Below are 19,453 nucleotides of genomic sequence, written 5' to 3'. Positions count from 1 at the left end.
ATAATCTCTATAAATCAAGCAGATCAATAGCCGTCATGGCCATTGCTTTCGCTCCTATTAATAATCGCTCCTGAGCATAGGGTGATCCTGTTGCTGCGGCAAATTCCGGTGTGTGTGCTGAAAGGTTGCTTCCAATGAAAATATCGGGATGGATGGTAGGTGCCGCGTGACTGACATTACCTACATCGGTGGAGCCATCTGCATCATTTGGTTCTAACAGGGTGATTTTCTCACCCAGCAAGGTCATATTTTGTTGGAAGAATTTCATTAGCTCAGGATCATTGAGCAACTCTTTAAACAAAGGTTCATAATGCACAGTTTCAACCCTTGTATTTGTGGCTAGTGCGATGCCATCTGCCAGCCTTCGTACTGCAGGAATCACGGTTTCTTCTAAATAGTGAGATGATAAAGCCCGTATGGTAAATTTTCCTTCTGCCTCATCCGTTACAATATTAGGAGCTGTTCCTCCTTTGGTGATAATTCCTGCTAAGATGGTTTCTTGCGTAAAGGTTTGGCGTAAGGGTTTAATGCTCTGATAAAACATGACAAGGGCATCTAAAGCATTGACCCCTTTATTTATTTTGCTGGCTACATGGGCAGGGCGTCCGTGAAAGGTTACTTTTAAGGGATGAGTGGCATAAGACGTGCCACCCATGTTGTTGCTGTCTCCAGGATGAATAATGAGGGCTGCCCTTAAGTCATCAAAGATACCATCAGCAGCCATGGAGACTTTAGCACCGCTGGTCTCCTCTGCAGGGCAGCCAATCAAATAGGAAACGGCCCGATCTTTTGCCACCGCTGCAAATGCTGCTGCTGCACCCCAGCTCATAGCGGCAATGAGATTGTGTCCGCAGGCGTGACCTAGTCCTGGCAGCGCATCATATTCCGCGAGAAAAGCAATTTTAGGTCCGATAGTTCCTTTGTGGGCAATAAAGGCCGTTTCGTAACCGCTAATGTTTTTTTTCGCTAGAAAGCCTCGCTTTTCAGCTGCGCTAATAAGTCGCTGAGCTGCCTGATATTCCTGGCCGCTCAGTTCAGGATTTTCGTGTAAGAACAGGCTCATATCGATAAGCTCTGGAGCCATGGCATCCACTACGGCAATTACTTGTTCTTTCCATGCTTTTTTATCCATGATTGTCTTTCACCTCAGTTCCCCAGTCTTTAATCCGTAGTAGCAGTCTCAATAATTTCGAAGTTGTTTGAAAAAGAATTGAGTATCCCTCTGACTCCTAAGGGAAGCGTTGCTTTATCGGTGGTATGCCCAAAATGTAAATGATAGAGGACGGGTTTTTGTAAATTTCCTAAACGATCCCGCAAGACTTCTTCCACAGTGAAGTCAGGCGGTTCTAATTCTAATTCACAGTTGGCGCATACATCGAATACAATTCCTGCTGTATCTTGCAGTTTACCAGCTAACAGCAATTGGGTCAGCATTCGGTCTATGCGGTAGGGGGCTTCGGCGACTTCTTCCAGACACAGAATTTTTCCCCGGGTATCAATTTCATAAGGGGTTCCAAGAGTGGCTGTAATGAGGCTTAAATTTCCTCCTGTCAGTTGTCCCCGGGCCTCTCCCTGGGCGATAAAGCTGGGAGGCAATGAATCAGCAGGGTTTAGAATGGGACCGAGAGGCGCAGAAACCGTAATTGCTCGGGATAAATAATCCCAAGTATAATCCGATAGACCTTTTCCCATATCTGATCCTACCATAGGTCCATGAAAGGTAACGAGACCTGTATTTTGCCTGATACTTGTGTGTAGAGCGGTTATATCACTATAGCCAACAAATACTTTAGGATGCGTGCGTATCATGTCATAGTCTAATAATTCTAATAGCCGCATGGTACCATAGCCGCCCCGCAAACAAATAATGCCATCAATGTCAGGTGACGTAAACATAGTATTGATATCCGCTGCCCGCAAGGCGTCTGATCCTGCTAAATATCCGAAGGTTTGGTCGACTGTTTTTCCTAGATGAACATGAAAGCCCTGTGCTTCTAGCCATGCTATGCCTGCCAGGGTGGACTCTTCATCCCCAGGGCTGGCGGGAGCAACCACACCGATCGTGTCTCCAGGCAAGAGGCGCTTCGGTTTAATTTGAGGAATAGAAAAAATAAAATCACCTCCTATATAAAAATATTTCTTATCGCATCAGGATTTATAAGTTTTGGGAACGTTGAACGCAGAGGACACAGAGTTCGCAGAGAGCACAGAGGTTTTTAACCTTATCTATCTTTTCTCAGTGTTCTCTGCGCCTCTGCGGTTCGGTTTACTTTCTATGTTTTAAGGGCCGCAAAACGTTTTTCTTACTTCTCTATATATGCAGTTTTGAAATCAGCAAGACCAAGTACAGACCAGAAATAGCCTTTCACATAGGGTCTCGCAACAAATGGCTGGGTTGTGTAATAAAGGGGAAGGATCACTGCATCATCAAAGAGAACTTTCTCTCCATCATGCATGATCTGCATACGAACCTTTTGATCCATTGTGGATTGGGCCTTTTCTATCAGGTTATTATATGCTGGATTCTTATACTTGGCATCATTGGTGGGATCGTTAAATACATCCATAAAAGTCATGGGATCGGCATAGTCACCGACCCAAGAAGCCCGGGCAACTTGAAATTCACCTTGGGTTCGTGATTCTAAGAATACTTTTGATTCCTGATTGGTTAAGCTCGCGGATACCCCCAAGTTCTGTTTCCACATTTCTTGAATCGCTTCGGCAATGGATTTATGTATCTCGCCAGTATTAAACAAAATGGTAATAGGAGGCAATCCCTGTCCGCCGGGGTAGCCGGCTTCCGTTAATAGCTTTTTAGCTAACTCGATATCTTCTATGGCATAATTTCCGCCTTCTTCACGAAAATCTTTACCAGTGGAAGGATTCGTAAGACCTGGTGCCACCCAAGCGTAGGCTGGTTTTTTCCCACCTTTGATTACATTTTTAACAAGTGCATCGCGATTAATGCCCAAGGTAAGAGCTTTACGTACTTTAGGATTGTCAAAGGGAGCCTTTTGGGTATTAAATACATAGTAATAGGTGCCTAAGTAAGGTGATATTTGGAGAAGTCCCTCTTTATTCAGGCGGTCATGCTCTACAACAGGCGGCTCCACCATCATGTCAACTTGCTTATTTTCGATTAGTGATAGCCGGGTAGATTGGGAATCACTAATTGGCCATTCCATTTTTGTTATCTTCACAGCTGCTGCATCCCAGTATTGATCATTTTTTGCAAAATGAATTTGCCCACTGTGAACCCAATTGGTTATTTTGAAGGGACCATTACCAACTAAGGTATTTACTTCATTAGCCCATTTGTCCGGGCTGGTAGTTACTGTTTTTGAATGAACTGGATAAAAGGCATGGAAAGCTGCTAAACTTAGAAAATAAGCTGTAGGTTTTTCTAAGGTGACTTCCAGGGTATGCTCATTTAAGGCTTTCACCCCTACAGCGTCAGCTGCTGTTTTCTTTTCATTGTAAGCTTGGGCATTTTTTATGGAGAATAACATATAGGCATTTTCAGAAGCAAATTCAGGATTTAAGACTCGTTTCCAGGCAAACTCAAAATCTCCTGCAGTTACAGGATCACCATTGGACCATTTTGCATTCTGGCGTAAATAAAAAATATATTTAAGGCCGTCAGGAGTGACCTCCCAGCGTTCCGCCACGCCAGCTGCAGGTTGGTCTTTTGCATCCAGGCGGGTCAAACCTTCAAAGATCTGCAGTTCAACTAGGGATTCTGGAATGGCTGTGGACTTGGCAGGGTCTAAGGTTGCCGGTTCTGCCTCTAAGGCATAGCGAAGCACCTGCTCGTTGCTGTCAGATTTACTACAGCCTACCGTTAGGCTAAGGAGCATTACTAGCATCATCATAGCTAGAAGGATTTTCTTATACATTGTTTTTCCCCCTTAATGTGAAAATGAATTCTCGCCAAAACAACCATCAGGAATGGACTTTCTTGCCAGGGCATCCTACTTGGTTTGGATATGCCCAAAATGTTCGTATATTACCTTGCCAAGGGTGGCAACTAGCTGAAGTCCTTCTACATTAGCGGCAAGATCAGCAGTCATGATGCAAATGATATAAGGACCACCGGGTAAGAATAGGATTCCTCCATCATGCTCCACTCCCGGGAGAGTTCCTGTTTTATGAGCAATTACTATTTCTTCTGGTAAGAAAAAGGGTAATTTATCTCTAACTTGCTGCCTGGATAAAATTTCAATCATTAGTTTGCCATAATCAGCAGGAAGATCGGTATGATCGTAAATTGTTGTTAATAAACGTATGATATCTGCTGGGGAGGTTTCGTTTTCCTGACCTGCTGCAGCGGCGGCAAAATCCATCATTTGGCGGCGCAGTACTGTTGATTTTAATCCCAAACGCTCCATGGTTTGGTTGACTGGGCTCATACCAAGAAGATCAATGAGCATATTGGTTGCCGTATTATCACTGAGGATGATCATTAAGGTGACAAGTTCTCGAATCGTCATAGAGATACCTGGCCGCAGTTCTTTTAGAATACCAGCTCCATCTACGCGCAATTCATCCTTTACAATCAGAAGCTGTTCAAGGTCGATTCTGCCAGCTGCTGCTTGGCGCATTACTTCATACATAATAGGGATTTTAATCATACTCGCTGCGGGGAAGACCATATCAGGGTTTAATGCGAAATGCTGTCCACTGGAATGATTCAGAATCACCATTCCCCCGCGGCCCCTGTATGCTGCTAAGGTAGCTTCGATTTTTTTTTGCAATTCTTTCATTATTTTCTCCTAAATCGTAGAGTCTTTTAGCTACTTTTTTGAAATGAGATGGCATGCTGCCATGTGCCCGGCTCCGATATCTTGCAAGACGGGCTCTTGCTCAGAACATAAGGCCATAACATGGGGACAGCGAGAGGAAAATCGGCAGCCGGCAGGAGGATTAAGAGGACTTGGAACATCGCCTGTTAAGGGAATACGCTGCCGATTGGCCTCTGCTAACGGATCTGGAATGGGTATAGCGGATAGCAGCGCCTTAGTGTAAGGGTGCTGAGGTCTGCGATAGAACTCAACGCTATCGGCCAGTTCCACAATTTTACCGAGATACATGACCGCCACCCTATCGCTGATATGTTTTACCATGGCTAGGTCATGAGCAATAAACAAATAAGTCAGTCCTAGTTCGTCCTGCAAGCGTTCTAATAAATTAACCACTTGGGCTTGAATCGAAACATCTAAGGCAGAAATCGGCTCATCGCAAATGAGAAAACTTGGCTCTACCGCCAATGCACGGGCAATGCCGATTCGCTGCTGCTGACCGCCGCTAAACTCATGAGGAAAGCGGCTCATATGTTCTGCATTGAGTCCTACCATTTGTAAGAGAGTTAGAATTCTCTCTTTTCGTTCCCCAGAGGAAGCTAACTTGTGAATGTCTAGGGGTTCACCGACGATATCACTCACCGTCATGCGAGGATTTAGCGATGCATAGGGGTCTTGAAAAATCATTTGCATTTCACGGCGCAATTTCTTTTCTTCCATTAGATGATTGATATTTTTTCCATGAAAGAGAATTTCTCCAGCGGTAGGTTTATACAATTGAAGAATTGTTTTTCCTGTGGTGGATTTGCCGCAGCCGCTTTCGCCCACGAGGCCGAGGGTCTTACCCTTTTTAATAGAAAAGCTCACGTCATCTACCGCTTTTAGGTAAGAGGCAGGGCGTCCCAAAAAATCGGTGTCAGTAATAAAATACTTTTTAAGATTACGCACTTCCAGTAGCGCTGTCTGTTCCATTAGTCTGTTTCCTCCCGTTTTGGCTTAGGTGCATCGGGATGCTGCAGCCAACAGTGTACCATATGCTCCTTAGTCAGTACTGTTGTTTCAGGATAATGCTCCTGACAGATAGACATGGCATGAGGGCAGCGGGGATGAAAAGGGCATCCGGTTGGTGGTGACAAAAGATCAGGAGGCTGACCGGGGATGATAGAGAGTTTTTGTTTTTGCATCATATCGATGCGAGGTAAGGATTGTAAGAGCCCCCAAGTATAAGGATGCTGGGGCTGGTGAAAAATGTCGATTGCCGTACCTGCTTCTGCAATTTTACCCGCATACATTACAATGACACGGCTGCACAGACTGGCAATGGCACCAAGATCATGGGAGATTAAAATAATGGCGGTATTTAGTTTTCCCTGAAGTTCTTTCATTAAATCTAAAATTTGTGCTTGTATCGTAACATCCAGGGCCGTAGTGGGCTCGTCGGCAATCAATAGTTTCGGATTGCAGGAGAGAGCCATGGCAATCATGACCCGCTGGCGCATACCGCCGCTAAATTGATGGGGATATTCTTTAATCCTCTCTTCGGGAGATGGTATGCCGACCAGGCGCAGCATTTCTACTGCCCGTGCATAAGCATCCTGTTTATTCATATGCTGATGCAGCTGCAGGGATTCTCCAATCTGCATTCCAATCGTAAGGACTGGGTTTAAAGACGTCATAGCATCTTGAAAAATAATACTGATATCATTGCCACGAATTTTTGCCATTTCTGCCTCAGATTTCTGCAATAGATCATCTTTTCCAAAAAGGATTTTACCTTTAGCATAGCGGCCAGGAGGCGTAGGAATAAGCTGCATAATGGAATGGGCAGTAACACTTTTGCCGCAGCCTGATTCGCCAACGATGCCGATGGCTTCCCCTGGGTAAACCTGAAAACTAATACTATCCACGGCCTTTACTTCACCTGCGTAGGAATCAAAAGACACGGTTAATTCTTCTACTGTAAGCAATGGGTTGCTATTCATTCTATACCTCCTAACGCCGTACGCGAGGATCTAAGGCATCCCGCAGCCCATCCCCTAAAAAATTAAATGCCAGCATGGTGATGCTGATTGCCATTGCGGGAAAGAACAATTGGAAAGGATAGGAACGCAAACTGGTGATTCCCTCAGAGGCCAGCACTCCCCAGCTGGCCATAGGAGCGGCAACTCCTAAACCAATAAAACTTAAGAAGGCTTCGGTAAAGATGGCTTCGGGAATCGCCAGTGTCATGGTAATAATAATGGGACCCATACTGTTAGGAATCAGATGGTGGAATAAAATTCTCCAGTTGCTTGCTCCGAGAGTCCTTGCTGCAAGCACATAGTCTTGTTCTTTCAGACTCAAAATCTGGCCGCGGACAATCCGTGCCATACGCAGCCAGTACGCGATGCCCAATGCGATAAAAATATTGACTAGGCCAGGTTCTAAGACTACCATTAGCAATATTACATACAGTAAGACGGGTATACCATATAAGATGTCAACGATATTCATCATGATCTTATCAATACGTCCGCCAAAAAAGCCGGCGATACCTCCATAAATTACACCGATAGTAAGATTCAGTATGCTAGCGACAATACCGATGGACAGCGAGATTCGTGCACCATACAGAACACGAATAAATAAATCCCGACCAAGATTATCCGTACCGAACCAATGCTCAGCGCTGGGAGATTGGTTGGTTGCCATGAGATCTTGGTCAGAGTAAGAAAGAGAAGACAACCAGGGACCTGCAAGGGCAATGAGAAGAATGAGCAGTATGACATAGAGTCCGATCATGGCAAGTTTATTCTTTTTCAAACGACGCCAGGCATCTTGCCGATAGGTCATACTAGGACGAATATGGTTTGCAGCAGCATCCTTTTGCAGGATGGGTTCAAATGAGCGACTAGTAAGATGCATTGCTGTTATTCCCCCTGTTTCCCGTTTAGTTTAATACGGGGATTGAGCAGCGGATAGATCAGATCCACGATTAAATTTAAACCAATAATCAAGACGCTGTAAAAAATGGTCACACCGAGAATTACGGTATAGTCCCGGTTATAGATACTGGTAACGAAATGCCGTCCTAAACCAGGAATCGCAAAGATATTTTCAATAATGAAACTTCCCGTTAGAATACCTGCAGCCGTAGGTCCGATATAGGTGATTACTGGAATTAAGGCATTTTTCAGTGCATGACGATAGAGGATGAGGGCAGAGGATAAGCCTTTTGCCCGGGCGGTCTTAATATAATCCTGGGCCAGAACCTCTAGCATGCTGGAACGGGTAAGACGTGCGATGAAAGCTGTCGGTTGTCCCGCCAGGGTTAAGGCTGGTAAAATCATGTAAGTAATACCACCCCACATGGCAGCAGGTAATAAGGAAAGCTTGATTGCAAATATATAGATAAGTAGGGTAGCAAGAACAAAACTAGGTACGGAGACACCCAAGGTGGCAAAAAACATAGTAGCATAATCCTGCCACTTATTTTGGCGCAGAGCTGCTATGGCACCAGCGGGAATTCCCAACAAAATAGATAAGGCAATGCTCACCATACCCAACTGCAAGGAGACAGGAAAGCTTTCACGAATGAGATCGTTAACCGTACGACCTGCATACTTAAAGGAAGGTCCTAAGTCAAAGCGGATTAGATTGCCCAGATAGTCTATGTATTGTTTCCATAATGGGTCATGCAGGCGATAACGCTCTTCAATATTTTTCAAAACAGCCGCAGGAATATTCTTTTCGCTAGTAAAGGGTCCGCCGGGGATGGCATGCATTAAGAAAAATGTAATCGTAATGATGGCGAGCAGGACTAACAGAGAATTAAAGATGCGAATTAGCATGTAACGTAGCAAATAGGGGACTCTCCTTCCTGAATACAATAAAAAGGCATACTTACTGTACACCTTTTTATGAATTAATTATAGGCTCTCTTAGATGAGGTGGACTTATGTAGTATCCTTTTTATTTGATAAAGCTTTAAAGGTATGATACTGATTCTATAAAAATGTTTTAAAGTCCTTCTAAGAGATAGTATTCTTATTCTACATTTTTTAATACCCATGGTGACGATGCCCTATTTTGTGCCATTGTAAAATTTTTCGTTAAGCTTAGACAGTAGAGAACGTTAAACATAAAGAAGTATCTATTTTTTCTCAGCGTTCTCTGCGCCTCTGTGGTTCGGTATGTTTTATTGACTTTTAAGGAGCCTTTTTCTTAACGGAAGGGTTTAATTTTTCCTGAAAAATCGAATACTAGAGTATAAGGAATTAGAAAAATGTTTGAAAAATAATTGGGGAAAACGAGATGCAAATTGTTATACCTTCTATAAATTGGTCGTTTTCAATATTACTTTTAGTAGTTCTTGCGTTAATCTCAGTTCTAATTTTAGTAAAACCAATTATGCGTTATATCATTAAAATAATTGCAAATGATGTAGTAAAAAAGCTGCTCACGGATGATTATACGCAAAATGTTGCTGAGACGCTGCCGTCATTAAAGCGCTTTTCAGTAATTAATTTCATTGAGATGAGTTTACGGGCGCAAAGTGGTAAAGTGTTAACACGTCCATTAGGGTCTCCTAAGCATTTTCTGGGGTATGACCAGCTAATGTTTTCTCCCCGTCAAATGACGCAATTATCCTTGCCTGAAAGTGCGCAAATTGATATGAGTGTAACCATTGGCAGTAATGCAGAAAAACCGCTGACGATAAAGATCCCTCTCATGATTGGTGCTATGGCCTATGGATTGGCACTTAGCGAAGAAGCAAAGCTGGCTTTGGCTAGAGCATCAAAAACATTGCAAACTGCTACGAATTCTGGAGAAGGTCCCTTTTTACCCGAGGAGCCAGGTGAAGCGGGTAAGTTCGTATTACAGATTTGTCGTTGGTCATGGGGCGGGAGAACGAATGAACAAATTGCTAGTGCAGATATGTTAGAAGTACAAATGGGGCAAGGATCAGATATGGGGGTCGCCACCATAGAGGCTTCAGAGCTTGCGGGCAGAGCAAGCATTCTTGGAGGTTTAGAACCTGGTGAACCTGCTGTAGCGCTAAATGCACCTCCGGGAGTTCAGAAGCCTGAGGATTGGCCTAATTTTATGAAAAAACTGCGCCAGAGGGCAAAAGGGATTCCCATAGCATTAAAGATTATGGCTACAGATCGTCTTGAAGAAGAGCTGTCTACCGCCATTGAACTAGGTTTTGATGCCATCGTGATTGATGGGGCAGAGGGAGGAGCTCATGCGACAGTTCCGATTAAACAGGATGATTTTGGCATACCAAGCCTGCTTGCATTGATACGGGCAAAACGTTATTTGCAGGGAAGCTCTATTAGTATTATCATATCTGGCGGCTACTTTACACCTGGTCAATGCTTGAAAGCATTGGCTTTAGGAGCAGATGCAATTTATTTAGCGACGGTTCCTCTTTTTGCTCTAGGGCATAATCAACTTGAAAAAGTAATCCCTTGGGAGCCACCCACCACATTGGTCTATTATAACTCCCCAACAAAGACGCAGCTTAATATTAATCAAGCTGCAACCAGCGTGAAAAATGTGCTGACATCCATGATTTTGGAAATGGAAGAAGCAATGCGTGCCTTAGGCAAGGCATCTTTAAAAGAACTTAGCGCTGATGATCTTGTGGCATTAGATTCGCTTTCTGCTGAAATTACAGGAGTGAGGAGTGTATTGCAAGAGCCTGTACTGTCCATGCCAAATCAAACTGTTCATAAAATAAAAAAGCAACTGGATCAAAGTAAAAGCAGGATTATTTTAAAAGATCTGGCAATAGCAAGGAACAAAGCAGAGAACCATGAATCCAATACCGCCTTAGCTAAAAGCTTGATTGAAGAGCATTTACAGTTAATTAGGGAATTAAAGGAAGAAAATAAACTAATGTGGAAAGTTATCGATACCTATATAATGTCTCAATACAAAAAAAAGATTGAGCCTCCTGCACAGAAGAAGAAACACTTAATCGCTAAATATAAGAATTGTAAGTGAAATAGTTTTCTGACGCTTACTATTTAGCATACAAAAAAATGGTCTGTATCTCTTACATTGAGTAGCAGACTATTTTTATGCGATCTATTATGTCATACATAGAATTACAGGATTTGTTAGGTAAATATTACATAATAGAATTATATTTGGATTAGGCATTATATAGCCCACTTGCATATGTTATAGAGGAGGTGATAAATTGGCGTATTCAATTACTGTAAATTTGTCAGCCAAGCGACTTACCCTCTATCGGGATGGTTCCCAAGTCCGAGCTTTCCCTGTTGGTGTTGGTAAGAAAAATACTCCCACACCAATCGGTAACTATTACATTGCGAGTAAGATGGCGAATCCGGGTGGAGCATTTGGTACTATGTGGATGGGGTTAAATGTTCCCCATTATGGTATCCATGGAACCAATAATCCATCATCAATTGGTAAGATTGTATCCCATGGCTGCATTCGTATGTATAATAATGACGTCCTTGTGCTATCGCGATTGGTGTCCATCGGTACACCAGTAAGAATACATTATTAGTGAGGGATTCTTTTCTAGTAGGAAGTATAATCTTTATTATTTTTTTTGCCATGTTTGTTGATTATTTTCTTGAAGAATATTGTCAATTGCCAAAGTTAATACACTATGTGATATAAGCGAGTGAAAAAGGATGAAAAGAATACACATCCAATTTTAGAAAAATACACACATCATTTAGAGAAGATCATTTTAAGTTGCCAATGCATATCTTGGCGGCTTTTTTATTTTTATAAAAAATTCCTCAAGGCTTGTATTCTTTATAGGAAAGAGCTATTCTTGAACTTTTTTTAAAAGATGACAGATTTTTTTGAAAACATTGGCATAGTACTTGCAAAAAGTAAGAGTGAATGTAAAAAACAATTTTAAAGAGATCGATTGAATTCCAAGAAAAATAGGGTAACGCCAGAGCTTCTTATGAAGATCATTAATTGCATCATGCTGATCCAGGAAAGGAGGCCTAATGAGTTAGAGACGTAGGATCAGTATATGAGGTAATGGTAGATATGAGCTTGTTGGTTAGGGGATATGTAAGGAAATGTAGAAACTTAGATACATCCCTCTCCAATAAAGGTCAATTGTACAAGCAATGAACAGGTAAATTAAACCTAAGGAGAGATTGTAAATGAAAAAAAAGTTAGTCGCTTCTCTTGCAGCTGCAATGATACTTGGTGTAGCTGGTACGTCCTTCGCAGCGGTAGTAAATCCTTTCTCTGATGTACCTGCAAAACACTGGTCTTATGGCGCTGTTACAAAGTTGGCTCATGATGGTATTTTAGACGGATATGGTGATGGAACGTTTCGCGGTGATAAAACCATTAGCCGTTATGAAATGGCTATTATCGTAGCAAAGGCAATGTCGAAAGTCGATCAAGCTGATGCAAGCAACAAAGTTCTTATTGAGAAATTATCCAATGAATATGCCAGTGAACTTGATAAATTGGGTGCTCGCATGACGACCGTGGAAAGCAAAATTGATAATGTTAAATGGAACGGCTTCGTCCGCGCGAAATATGACAGCGATACCAGTGATGGTCATAATATTAACGGTGGTAACAAACATTATTTTCTGAGGTTGGACGGATCTGCCAAAATTAATGACAATTGGCAAGGGTATTGGGCAAGTGAGACAAGACATGACTACACTTCTAATGGCTGGAGCAAATTAGGCGAAAACCAGGATAATACTAATGATGGCGATGGTGCATGGTTCAGAATCTGGGCTCAAGGTAAAGTTGGTGCTGTAGGTGTTACTGCTGGTAGAGCATGGATCGGCTATGCTGATAATGCAGTGTGGGGTCATGAAGCAACTGGGATTTGGCTTGATGTTCCTACAGGAAAATTTAAAACTAGTGTCTTTGCAGCAAAACCTACGCAAGGTAATGGTGCAATAACTCTTGATGACGCCACCAATACCAATATTTATGGTATTAACTTTAATACTGACATCTCAAAGAAGCTAAATATTAACTTGCTAGTTGGTGGTAATGAAAAACATGAACGGACAATCAATACAGCAGGTCATTACGAAGATAAAGATGGTTCACCACACTGGGTTGATCCTGAAACTACTGTAGTAAAACAACAGATGGGCAGCTGGGGTGGGGTCACTCTTACGGCCAAATTAACGCAGGATTTGAAATTGACTGGTACCTATGCGAAAACCGATGCGGATGATTTTAACAAAACTCACCACATCAGACTGGATTACAAAGGTGCTGATCTTAATAAACCCGGCTCTTATGGGATTTATGCCAGATTTTTTAGATTCGGCGCAAATGGCGATCCCTCACATGATGATGAGTGGGATTCAATGAGACGTGACTCTAGGGGTTGGATAGTAGGGGTTGATTATGCAGTTGCGAAAAATGTTCAATGGACAAATTTCTACTCCGATCAAAAAGTATTGATCTCTGATTCAGCTAAAGAGTATAACAGAAAACTGATCCGCACCCAGTTTGACCTTCATTTCTAATTCACATATGCAAAAGACCGCTAACAAGTTGTTAACGGTCTTTTCAGACTTAAAAAGTACAAGGAGAGAAAAAGATGATTCATAAAACAATAGCAGATTTTCCGAAAGACTTTTTGTGGGGAGCAGCTTCTGCGGCATATCAGGTAGAGGGTGCTTGGAATGAAGACGGTAAGGGGCCTTCTAATTGGGATGTGTATGTAAGATTTCCTGGAACAACTTTTAAAGGGACGAATGGGGATGTGGCGGTGGATCATTATCACCGCTATAAAGAAGATATTGCTTTAATGGCCCAAATGGGACTGAAAGCCTATCGATTTTCCATTGCTTGGACTCGTATTTTCCCCAAAGGGCGAGGTGAGGTTAATGAGGCTGGCTTACGATTTTACGATAATCTAATCAATGAGTTGCTCAAGAATCAGATAGAACCGATTATCACCTTATATCATTGGGATTTGCCTCAGGAACTGCAAGACATCTATGGCGGGTGGGAATCGCGGGAAATTATTGAAGACTTTCATAACTACTCCGTAACCCTCTTTAAAAGGTATGGTAATCGAGTCAAATATTGGGTAACTCTAAATGAGCAAAATGTTTTTATTATGCATGGTTATTTAAATGCCATTCATCCACCTAAAGTTGCCGATCTTAAGAGAATGTATCAGGCGAACCATATCGCCAGCTTAGCAAATGCAAGAGTCATTGCGTCCTTTAGAAACTATGTTCCTGAAGGAAAAATCGGTCCGAGCTTTGCCTATGGTCCTGCCTATGCTCATACGGATAAACCAGAGGACGTTCTGGCCAGTGAGAATGCAGAAGAATTCAACAATCATTGGTGGATGGATGTATATGCCTGGGGGGAATATCCAAAGGTGATTTGGAATTATCTTACCAGAGAGGGGCTTGCCCCTAGCCTAGAAGAGGGTGATTTGGAAGTATTAAAAAAGGGCAAGCCGGACTTTATGGGAGTCAATTACTATCGGACGACTACTTTTGAGATGAATCCACTTGATGGTGTTAGTTCCGGTAAGATGAATACGACGGGCAAAAAAGGAACCACACCGGATACCGGCGTGCTAGGCTTATTTAAAACTATCAGAAATCCCAATTTGGAGGCAACAGACTGGGATTGGGAAATCGATCCTATGGGTTTACGAATTGCCTTACGCAGAATTACCAGCCGATACAGGCTGCCAATTCTGATTTCAGAAAATGGCTTAGGGGCTTTTGATGTTCTAGAAGAAAACGATGTAGTAAATGATGAATATCGAATTGCTTTTATTCGCAGACATCTTGAAGAATGTCAGCAAGCAATTACTGACGGAGTGGATTTATTAGGCTATTGCGTTTGGTCCTACACAGATCTATTGAGCTGGCTAAATGGTTATCAAAAACGATATGGTTTTGTATATATAAACCGGGATGAAGATAGTGAGAAAGATATGAGGCGAATCAAGAAAAACAGTTACTTCTGGTATCAAAAAGTGATTGAAACCAACGGGAAGCAATTATAAGAAATTACAGATGCTTATGAAAGCCGAGAGTACCTGCCAAATGATGATTTTGGCAGGTACTCTTGCACTCTGTTCGCAATGACAAAAAATAAGTTATAAAATAATCCCCTTTGTGTCCTTTGCGTTTTTTGTGGTTCGATTCGTTTTATGTTTTAAAGGACGAGAAGCATTTTTCTTTAGGCAGTTACAGACTTCAATGAAAAATAATACACGTTACTTGAAAAATAACCCAACATCTGTAAATGCAATACAGATGATCCTAGACATAAATACACATCGTAAGTAAGTGATAGGAATGCATTATGGCGCCAAGTAAAATAAGGGATGGATAAAAGCCATCAAGGCTTTACTTCCTCCATCTAGAATCATGCAATGACCCCTTTTTATAGACTTACTGCGTATTGGCATGTATCTTGCAAAACATAATACCGAGTAAGATAAAAAAAGGAGTGTTGCTTTATGGACAAATTTATCAAATGGCTTGAAGAGTACTATGCACCTGTTGCAACTCGCATTGGCGAGCAACGACACTTAAAAGCAATCAGAGACGGTATCGTATCCTTAATACCATTGCTCTTAATGGGGTCGTTGTTTCTAATTATCGCCTTTCCTCCCATTCCTGCATTGGCGAAAATGGTTGAACCTTACGTAGCAAGTCTATGTTCGGTTAATAATGCCACAATGGGACTTATGGGATTAATGGCATCATTTTCTATCGCCTATTCATTGGCTAACTCGTATAAAATGGACCCATTAGGAAATGGATTAATCAGTGTTGCTACCTTTATGCTGGCTACCCCATTTACCAAAGATGGTAATATTACTGCAGGATGGATGGGAAGTAAGGGTTTGTTTGTAGCCATGATCATCGCCATTTTTGCAGTAGAAGTACAACGTTTTATGATTCGAAAAAATTTAGTTATCAGAATGCCGGAGGGCGTGCCTCCAGCGGTTGCTCGTTCCTTTATGTCACTGATTCCCGGTTTTATTACGGTCACTGTTGTTTGGTTCATTAACAGCGTATTATCTCTTAGTGCAACCAATGTACAGGATATCATTTATAAAATACTGGCAGCACCTCTTCTGAGTCTCGGCGGCAGTTTGCCAGCCTTCTTACTTGCCATATTTTTCGCTCAATTATTGTGGTCTATCGGTATTCATGGAGCAGCTTTAGTAGGTGGCGTAATGAGTCCAGTTTATTTAACACTTGCTCAGCAAAATGCTGCAGCGAAAGCTGCAGGACTGCCTGTTCCTAACATTGTTTGTCAGCAATTATGGGACGTATATGGAAATATTGGCGGTTCAGGTGCCACCTTTGCCTTGGTACTCATGTTAATCTTTGCAGCAAGATCTACACAGTTAAGAGCTCTTGGTAAATCTGGGATAGGACCTGCGTTCTTTGCTATTAATGAGCCCATTCTTTTTGGTATGCCGATTGTTATGAATCCTGTGTTAATGATTCCCTTTATCTTTGCCCCTCTAGTCTCGATAACTATTGCCTATTTTGCAATGGATGCTGGTCTGGTAGACAAGTTATTTGCTATGGCACCATGGACTACACCTCCAATCATTAATGCTTTTCTTGATTCAGGTGATATGAGATCAGCAATATTACAATTATTCTGCTTTGGGGTTACCGGTGTTATTTATTATCCTTTCTTTAGGATGTGGGATGATGCTAAATACAAAGAAGAAGCGGGTGCAAAACAAAGCAAAAAAAGTGACCCTAATGTCATTATCGGAGCCTAAATGAAGAGTGTCGCGATGCTATGTTCGAGGATGTTTAAAATAATAAGGCGTTCATAGCATCGTGATAAAACATTGAATCGTATGTCTGATACTAAGAGAGAGAGGTATGTCATTGTGAAAATACTATTAGTGTGTGCATCTGGGATGTCTACTAGCTTATTGGTGACTAAAATGCAAAAAGAAAGTAATGAGAATGGCAGCAATGATGAAATTTTTGCTTGTTCAGTAGATCAGCTGGAAGAGTTTATCGATAATTGTGAAGTAATTTTGATCGGGCCCCAAATCAGATATAAAGCAAAGGCCATTGGTGAAATTGCTGCTGGCAAGAAGAAAGGCTTTGCAGTCATTGATTCTGTAAGCTATGGCATGGTAGATGGCAAAAAAGTTCTTGAGCAAGCATATGCATTAAAACAATCGTAATTTTTATAGAAGGAGATAACCATGGAGAAGGAACAAGTTGCTTTTACAATTATATTGCATGCGGGCGATGCCCGCAGTCATGCCTTGGAAGCATTGAAATATGCGCGTGAAAAGAATTTTATTGCAGCAGAGGAGAGTATTGGCCAGGCAAAGAAACAATTAATAGCAGCTCATCAGATTCAGACGGAGTTATTGCAGTCTGAAGCCCGAGGCGAAAAACAAGAAATAAACCTCTTGTTAATTCACGCTCAGGATCATTTAATGACGGCCATTTTGGCAAAAGATTTAATTGAAGAAATGATTTTAATGTTTAAAGAGTAGCATATAATGAGGAAATTTTCATCTAAGCAGCTCTTTGTAGATACTGCTAAGCAGCAGCTGGATTATGAAATTTAAATTATACACTCGATGTATGATCTTCCATATAAAATAACGTCAGATCCATGGAGAGATCTGACGTTATTTTTATATGAGTGATTCACTTATCCTTTCGAGGCAAAATAAGCTGAAAATTGGGGCAAATCCTTTTCATGGGCTTCTAGCATCTCATCCAATAAGACTTTCGCCATTGTGTCAGAAGAGACAAGAGGATTGATTGTCATTGCCAGCAGCGCTTTATTGTAGTCACCGGTAACGGCAGCATCAATAACGACTCTTTCAAAAGATTTGATTTGCTGTACCAGTCCGTTTATTTCGATAGGGAGTTCACCCATAGTAAGCGGGCGGGGCCCATTCTTGGTAATCACACAGCTTACTTCGACAACAGAGTCAGGAGAAATGCCAGCAAGAGCACCATTGTTCCTTGTATCAACTGGCTGGATATCACCTTTGTCGTTGTAGATTGAGCTGATTAATCGGCAGGCAGCATCGCTGTAATATGCTCCGCCACGCTGCTCTAACTGGGGTGGTTTAGAGTCTAATGCAGGATCTTTGTACAACTGAAAAAGATCATCTTCCAGCTTTTTTACAATTTCGGCTCTCGTCTCCCCTTTCGAAAATTCTTCTAATTCTTTCTCCAGCATTTCTTGCCGTTTGAAATAATATCGATGATAGGGGCAGGGTATTATCGATAGACCAGCAACAAATTCTGGAACCCAATCAATGTTCATAATGTTTTTTACCGTGCTTCCCATCTTGCCCTCAGCAATTTTGTCAATGACAGATTTCGTAATGTCGTTGCCATCCATATAGGCAGACAAACCAAATACCATATGATTCAAACCAGCAAAATCAATTCGGATTCTATTGCTTTCAACATCAAAGAGTTTCGCCACACCCATTTCCATTCCGATAGGTACATTGCATAAGCCGATAATTTTTTTTGTTTTGCCATAGCGAAGTACTCCCTCTGTTACGATTCCGGAAGGATTCGTAAAATTAATAAGCCAAGCATCAGGACACAGCTCTGCCATGTCCTGGTCAATTTCCAGCATGACAGGAATGGTTCGCAGTGCCTTGAACATTCCGCCGGCGCCATTGGTTTCTTGCCCGATATAACCATGACGCAACGGAATTCTTTCATCTTTTATTCTGGCATCTAACGAACCTACTCGAAACTGGGTTGTGACAAAGTCTGCGTTTGGCAGCGCTTCTCTTCGGTTCAAAGTCGTGTAGATGGCAATCGGTACTCCGGCTTTCTTTACCATTCTTTTGGCAAGATTACCGATAATCTCTAATTTCTCCTTGCCAGTTTCAATATCCACCAGCCATAGTTCGCGAACTGGCAATTCCTCATATCGTCTAATAAAGCCTTCAACAATCTCTGGTGTATAACTGGAACCACCGCCAATAGTCACAATTTTTAATCCGCTCATCAAGATTCCCTCCTACCAATTGAATATATTTCCTATAATTAATCATATCCCCATACCAGAGGGGCTGCAATCAGCTTTGGAGGCAACTGTACTAGTACAGTTTGGAGGTTATAATGAAGGATATTTATCAAATTATTACAGAAGATCTGGAAGTACAGTGGTTTGTAATCCATTAGGAACCGCATGCGGTTCCAGCCAGAGAAAAGCGATTGCAGCCTTGGCTGATAAGTATAATGTATTCATTGTGGAAGACGACTACTGCAGCGATATTTCTTTAAATCACAAATACGATCTAATTTATGCTTACGGTGATCATTTTCACCATATTTATTTGAAACGTTTTTCTAAGCGTATTCCTTGGTTTCGCATGGGATTGTAGTGTTTCCCACACATTTAATTCCGATTTTTGAGAAGCACTCAATATGGTTTTGAAATTATTTATAAAAGATTTGCACAATATGTAAAATCATAATGTATATTTCAATATGGGTAGGATGCAAATACTATTGGGTTGCAGGATTTCTCACAGAAAATCACGAAGTAAAATGGGAATATTTACATAAATTATAATATCGTCCAGATCGTAGTTGCCTTTACTCACCGAATGTAGCCCTTAGCTAATCATATAAATACATTCAACACAAAATAAGATTTCAATTAGT

17 protein-coding genes are annotated in these 19,453 nt (G+C 41.7%); 8 read left to right on the top strand and 9 right to left on the bottom strand.

Annotated features, from left to right (window positions below):
- Positions 1-7: 7 nt before the first annotated feature.
- From JBW_RS22515 to JBW_RS22480, 8 genes are all read right to left on the bottom strand, one after another.
- Complete coding sequence (locus tag JBW_RS22515) at positions 8-1,132, bottom strand: amidohydrolase (RefSeq protein WP_007955088.1); 1,125 nt, start codon at positions 1,130-1,132, stop codon at positions 8-10.
- Between the two features lie 29 nt (positions 1,133-1,161).
- Complete coding sequence (locus tag JBW_RS22510; RefSeq protein ID WP_007955089.1) at positions 1,162-2,055, bottom strand: S66 peptidase family protein; 894 nt, start codon at positions 2,053-2,055, stop codon at positions 1,162-1,164.
- 248 nt (positions 2,056-2,303) lie between these two features.
- Complete coding sequence (locus JBW_RS22505; protein ID WP_007955090.1) at positions 2,304-3,896, bottom strand: peptide ABC transporter substrate-binding protein; 1,593 nt, start codon at positions 3,894-3,896, stop codon at positions 2,304-2,306.
- A gap of 75 nt (positions 3,897-3,971) precedes the next feature.
- Positions 3,972-4,763 (bottom strand): serine hydrolase, encoded by a 792-nt coding sequence (locus JBW_RS22500; protein ID WP_007955092.1) that lies wholly within the window; start codon positions 4,761-4,763, stop codon positions 3,972-3,974.
- A 30-nt stretch (positions 4,764-4,793) separates the two neighbouring features.
- Positions 4,794-5,771, bottom strand: a complete 978-nt coding sequence (locus tag JBW_RS22495; RefSeq protein ID WP_007955094.1) for an ABC transporter ATP-binding protein — start codon at positions 5,769-5,771, stop codon at positions 4,794-4,796.
- Complete coding sequence (locus JBW_RS22490; protein WP_007955096.1) at positions 5,771-6,781, bottom strand: ABC transporter ATP-binding protein; 1,011 nt, start codon at positions 6,779-6,781, stop codon at positions 5,771-5,773. The genes JBW_RS22495 and JBW_RS22490 overlap by 1 nt, the downstream gene beginning before the upstream one ends.
- Positions 6,782-6,791: 10 nt before the next feature.
- Positions 6,792-7,703, bottom strand: a complete 912-nt coding sequence (locus tag JBW_RS22485; protein WP_007955098.1) for an ABC transporter permease — start codon at positions 7,701-7,703, stop codon at positions 6,792-6,794.
- A 5-nt stretch (positions 7,704-7,708) separates the two neighbouring features.
- Positions 7,709-8,641, bottom strand: coding sequence for an ABC transporter permease (locus JBW_RS22480; RefSeq protein WP_007955100.1), 933 nt, complete (start codon positions 8,639-8,641; stop codon positions 7,709-7,711).
- Between the two features lie 451 nt (positions 8,642-9,092).
- Between JBW_RS22480 and JBW_RS22475 the strand changes: the two genes are divergently transcribed.
- The 7 genes from JBW_RS22475 to JBW_RS22445 all read left to right on the top strand — a co-directional run bounded on the left by JBW_RS22475 (position 9,093) and on the right by JBW_RS22445 (position 17,298).
- Positions 9,093-10,790, top strand: a complete 1,698-nt coding sequence (locus JBW_RS22475) for an FMN-binding glutamate synthase family protein (RefSeq protein ID WP_007955110.1) — start codon at positions 9,093-9,095, stop codon at positions 10,788-10,790.
- Positions 10,791-10,989: 199 nt separating this feature from the next.
- Complete coding sequence (locus tag JBW_RS22470; protein WP_007955112.1) at positions 10,990-11,325, top strand: L,D-transpeptidase; 336 nt, start codon at positions 10,990-10,992, stop codon at positions 11,323-11,325.
- A gap of 622 nt (positions 11,326-11,947) precedes the next feature.
- Positions 11,948-13,297: an S-layer homology domain-containing protein gene (locus JBW_RS22465; RefSeq protein ID WP_007955125.1), complete on the top strand. Its 1,350-nt coding sequence runs from the start codon at positions 11,948-11,950 to the stop codon at positions 13,295-13,297.
- A 74-nt stretch (positions 13,298-13,371) separates the two neighbouring features.
- The gene (locus JBW_RS22460; RefSeq protein ID WP_007955126.1) at positions 13,372-14,808 is read left to right on the top strand and encodes a glycoside hydrolase family 1 protein; all 1,437 of its coding nucleotides are present in this window, start codon (positions 13,372-13,374) and stop codon (positions 14,806-14,808) included.
- 459 nt (positions 14,809-15,267) lie between these two features.
- Positions 15,268-16,557 (top strand): PTS cellobiose transporter subunit IIC, encoded by a 1,290-nt coding sequence (celB, locus tag JBW_RS22455; protein WP_007955128.1) that lies wholly within the window; start codon positions 15,268-15,270, stop codon positions 16,555-16,557.
- 114 nt (positions 16,558-16,671) lie between these two features.
- Positions 16,672-16,977: a PTS sugar transporter subunit IIB gene (locus JBW_RS22450; RefSeq protein WP_007955130.1), complete on the top strand. Its 306-nt coding sequence runs from the start codon at positions 16,672-16,674 to the stop codon at positions 16,975-16,977.
- A 21-nt stretch (positions 16,978-16,998) separates the two neighbouring features.
- Positions 16,999-17,298: a PTS lactose/cellobiose transporter subunit IIA gene (locus JBW_RS22445; protein WP_007955132.1), complete on the top strand. Its 300-nt coding sequence runs from the start codon at positions 16,999-17,001 to the stop codon at positions 17,296-17,298.
- 161 nt (positions 17,299-17,459) lie between these two features.
- Here JBW_RS22445 and JBW_RS22440 read toward each other — a convergent pair whose 3' ends face one another.
- Entirely contained in the window at positions 17,460-18,791 is a 1,332-nt protein-coding gene (locus tag JBW_RS22440; RefSeq protein ID WP_007955133.1) for a 6-phospho-beta-glucosidase, read from the bottom strand.
- A gap of 76 nt (positions 18,792-18,867) precedes the next feature.
- Here JBW_RS22440 and JBW_RS22435 point away from each other — a divergent pair, with 76 nt between their 5' ends.
- On the top strand, positions 18,868-19,170 hold the full coding sequence (locus JBW_RS22435; RefSeq protein ID WP_036680648.1) for a hypothetical protein: 303 nt from the start codon (positions 18,868-18,870) through the stop codon (positions 19,168-19,170).
- Positions 19,171-19,453: the final 283 nt, after the last annotated feature.

Origin of the sequence: Pelosinus fermentans JBW45, from assembly GCF_000271665.2 — a bacterium.
Lineage (GTDB): Bacteria > Bacillota > Negativicutes > DSM-13327 > DSM-13327 > Pelosinus > Pelosinus baikalensis.
This window is presented reverse-complemented; position numbering and strand designations above follow the sequence as displayed.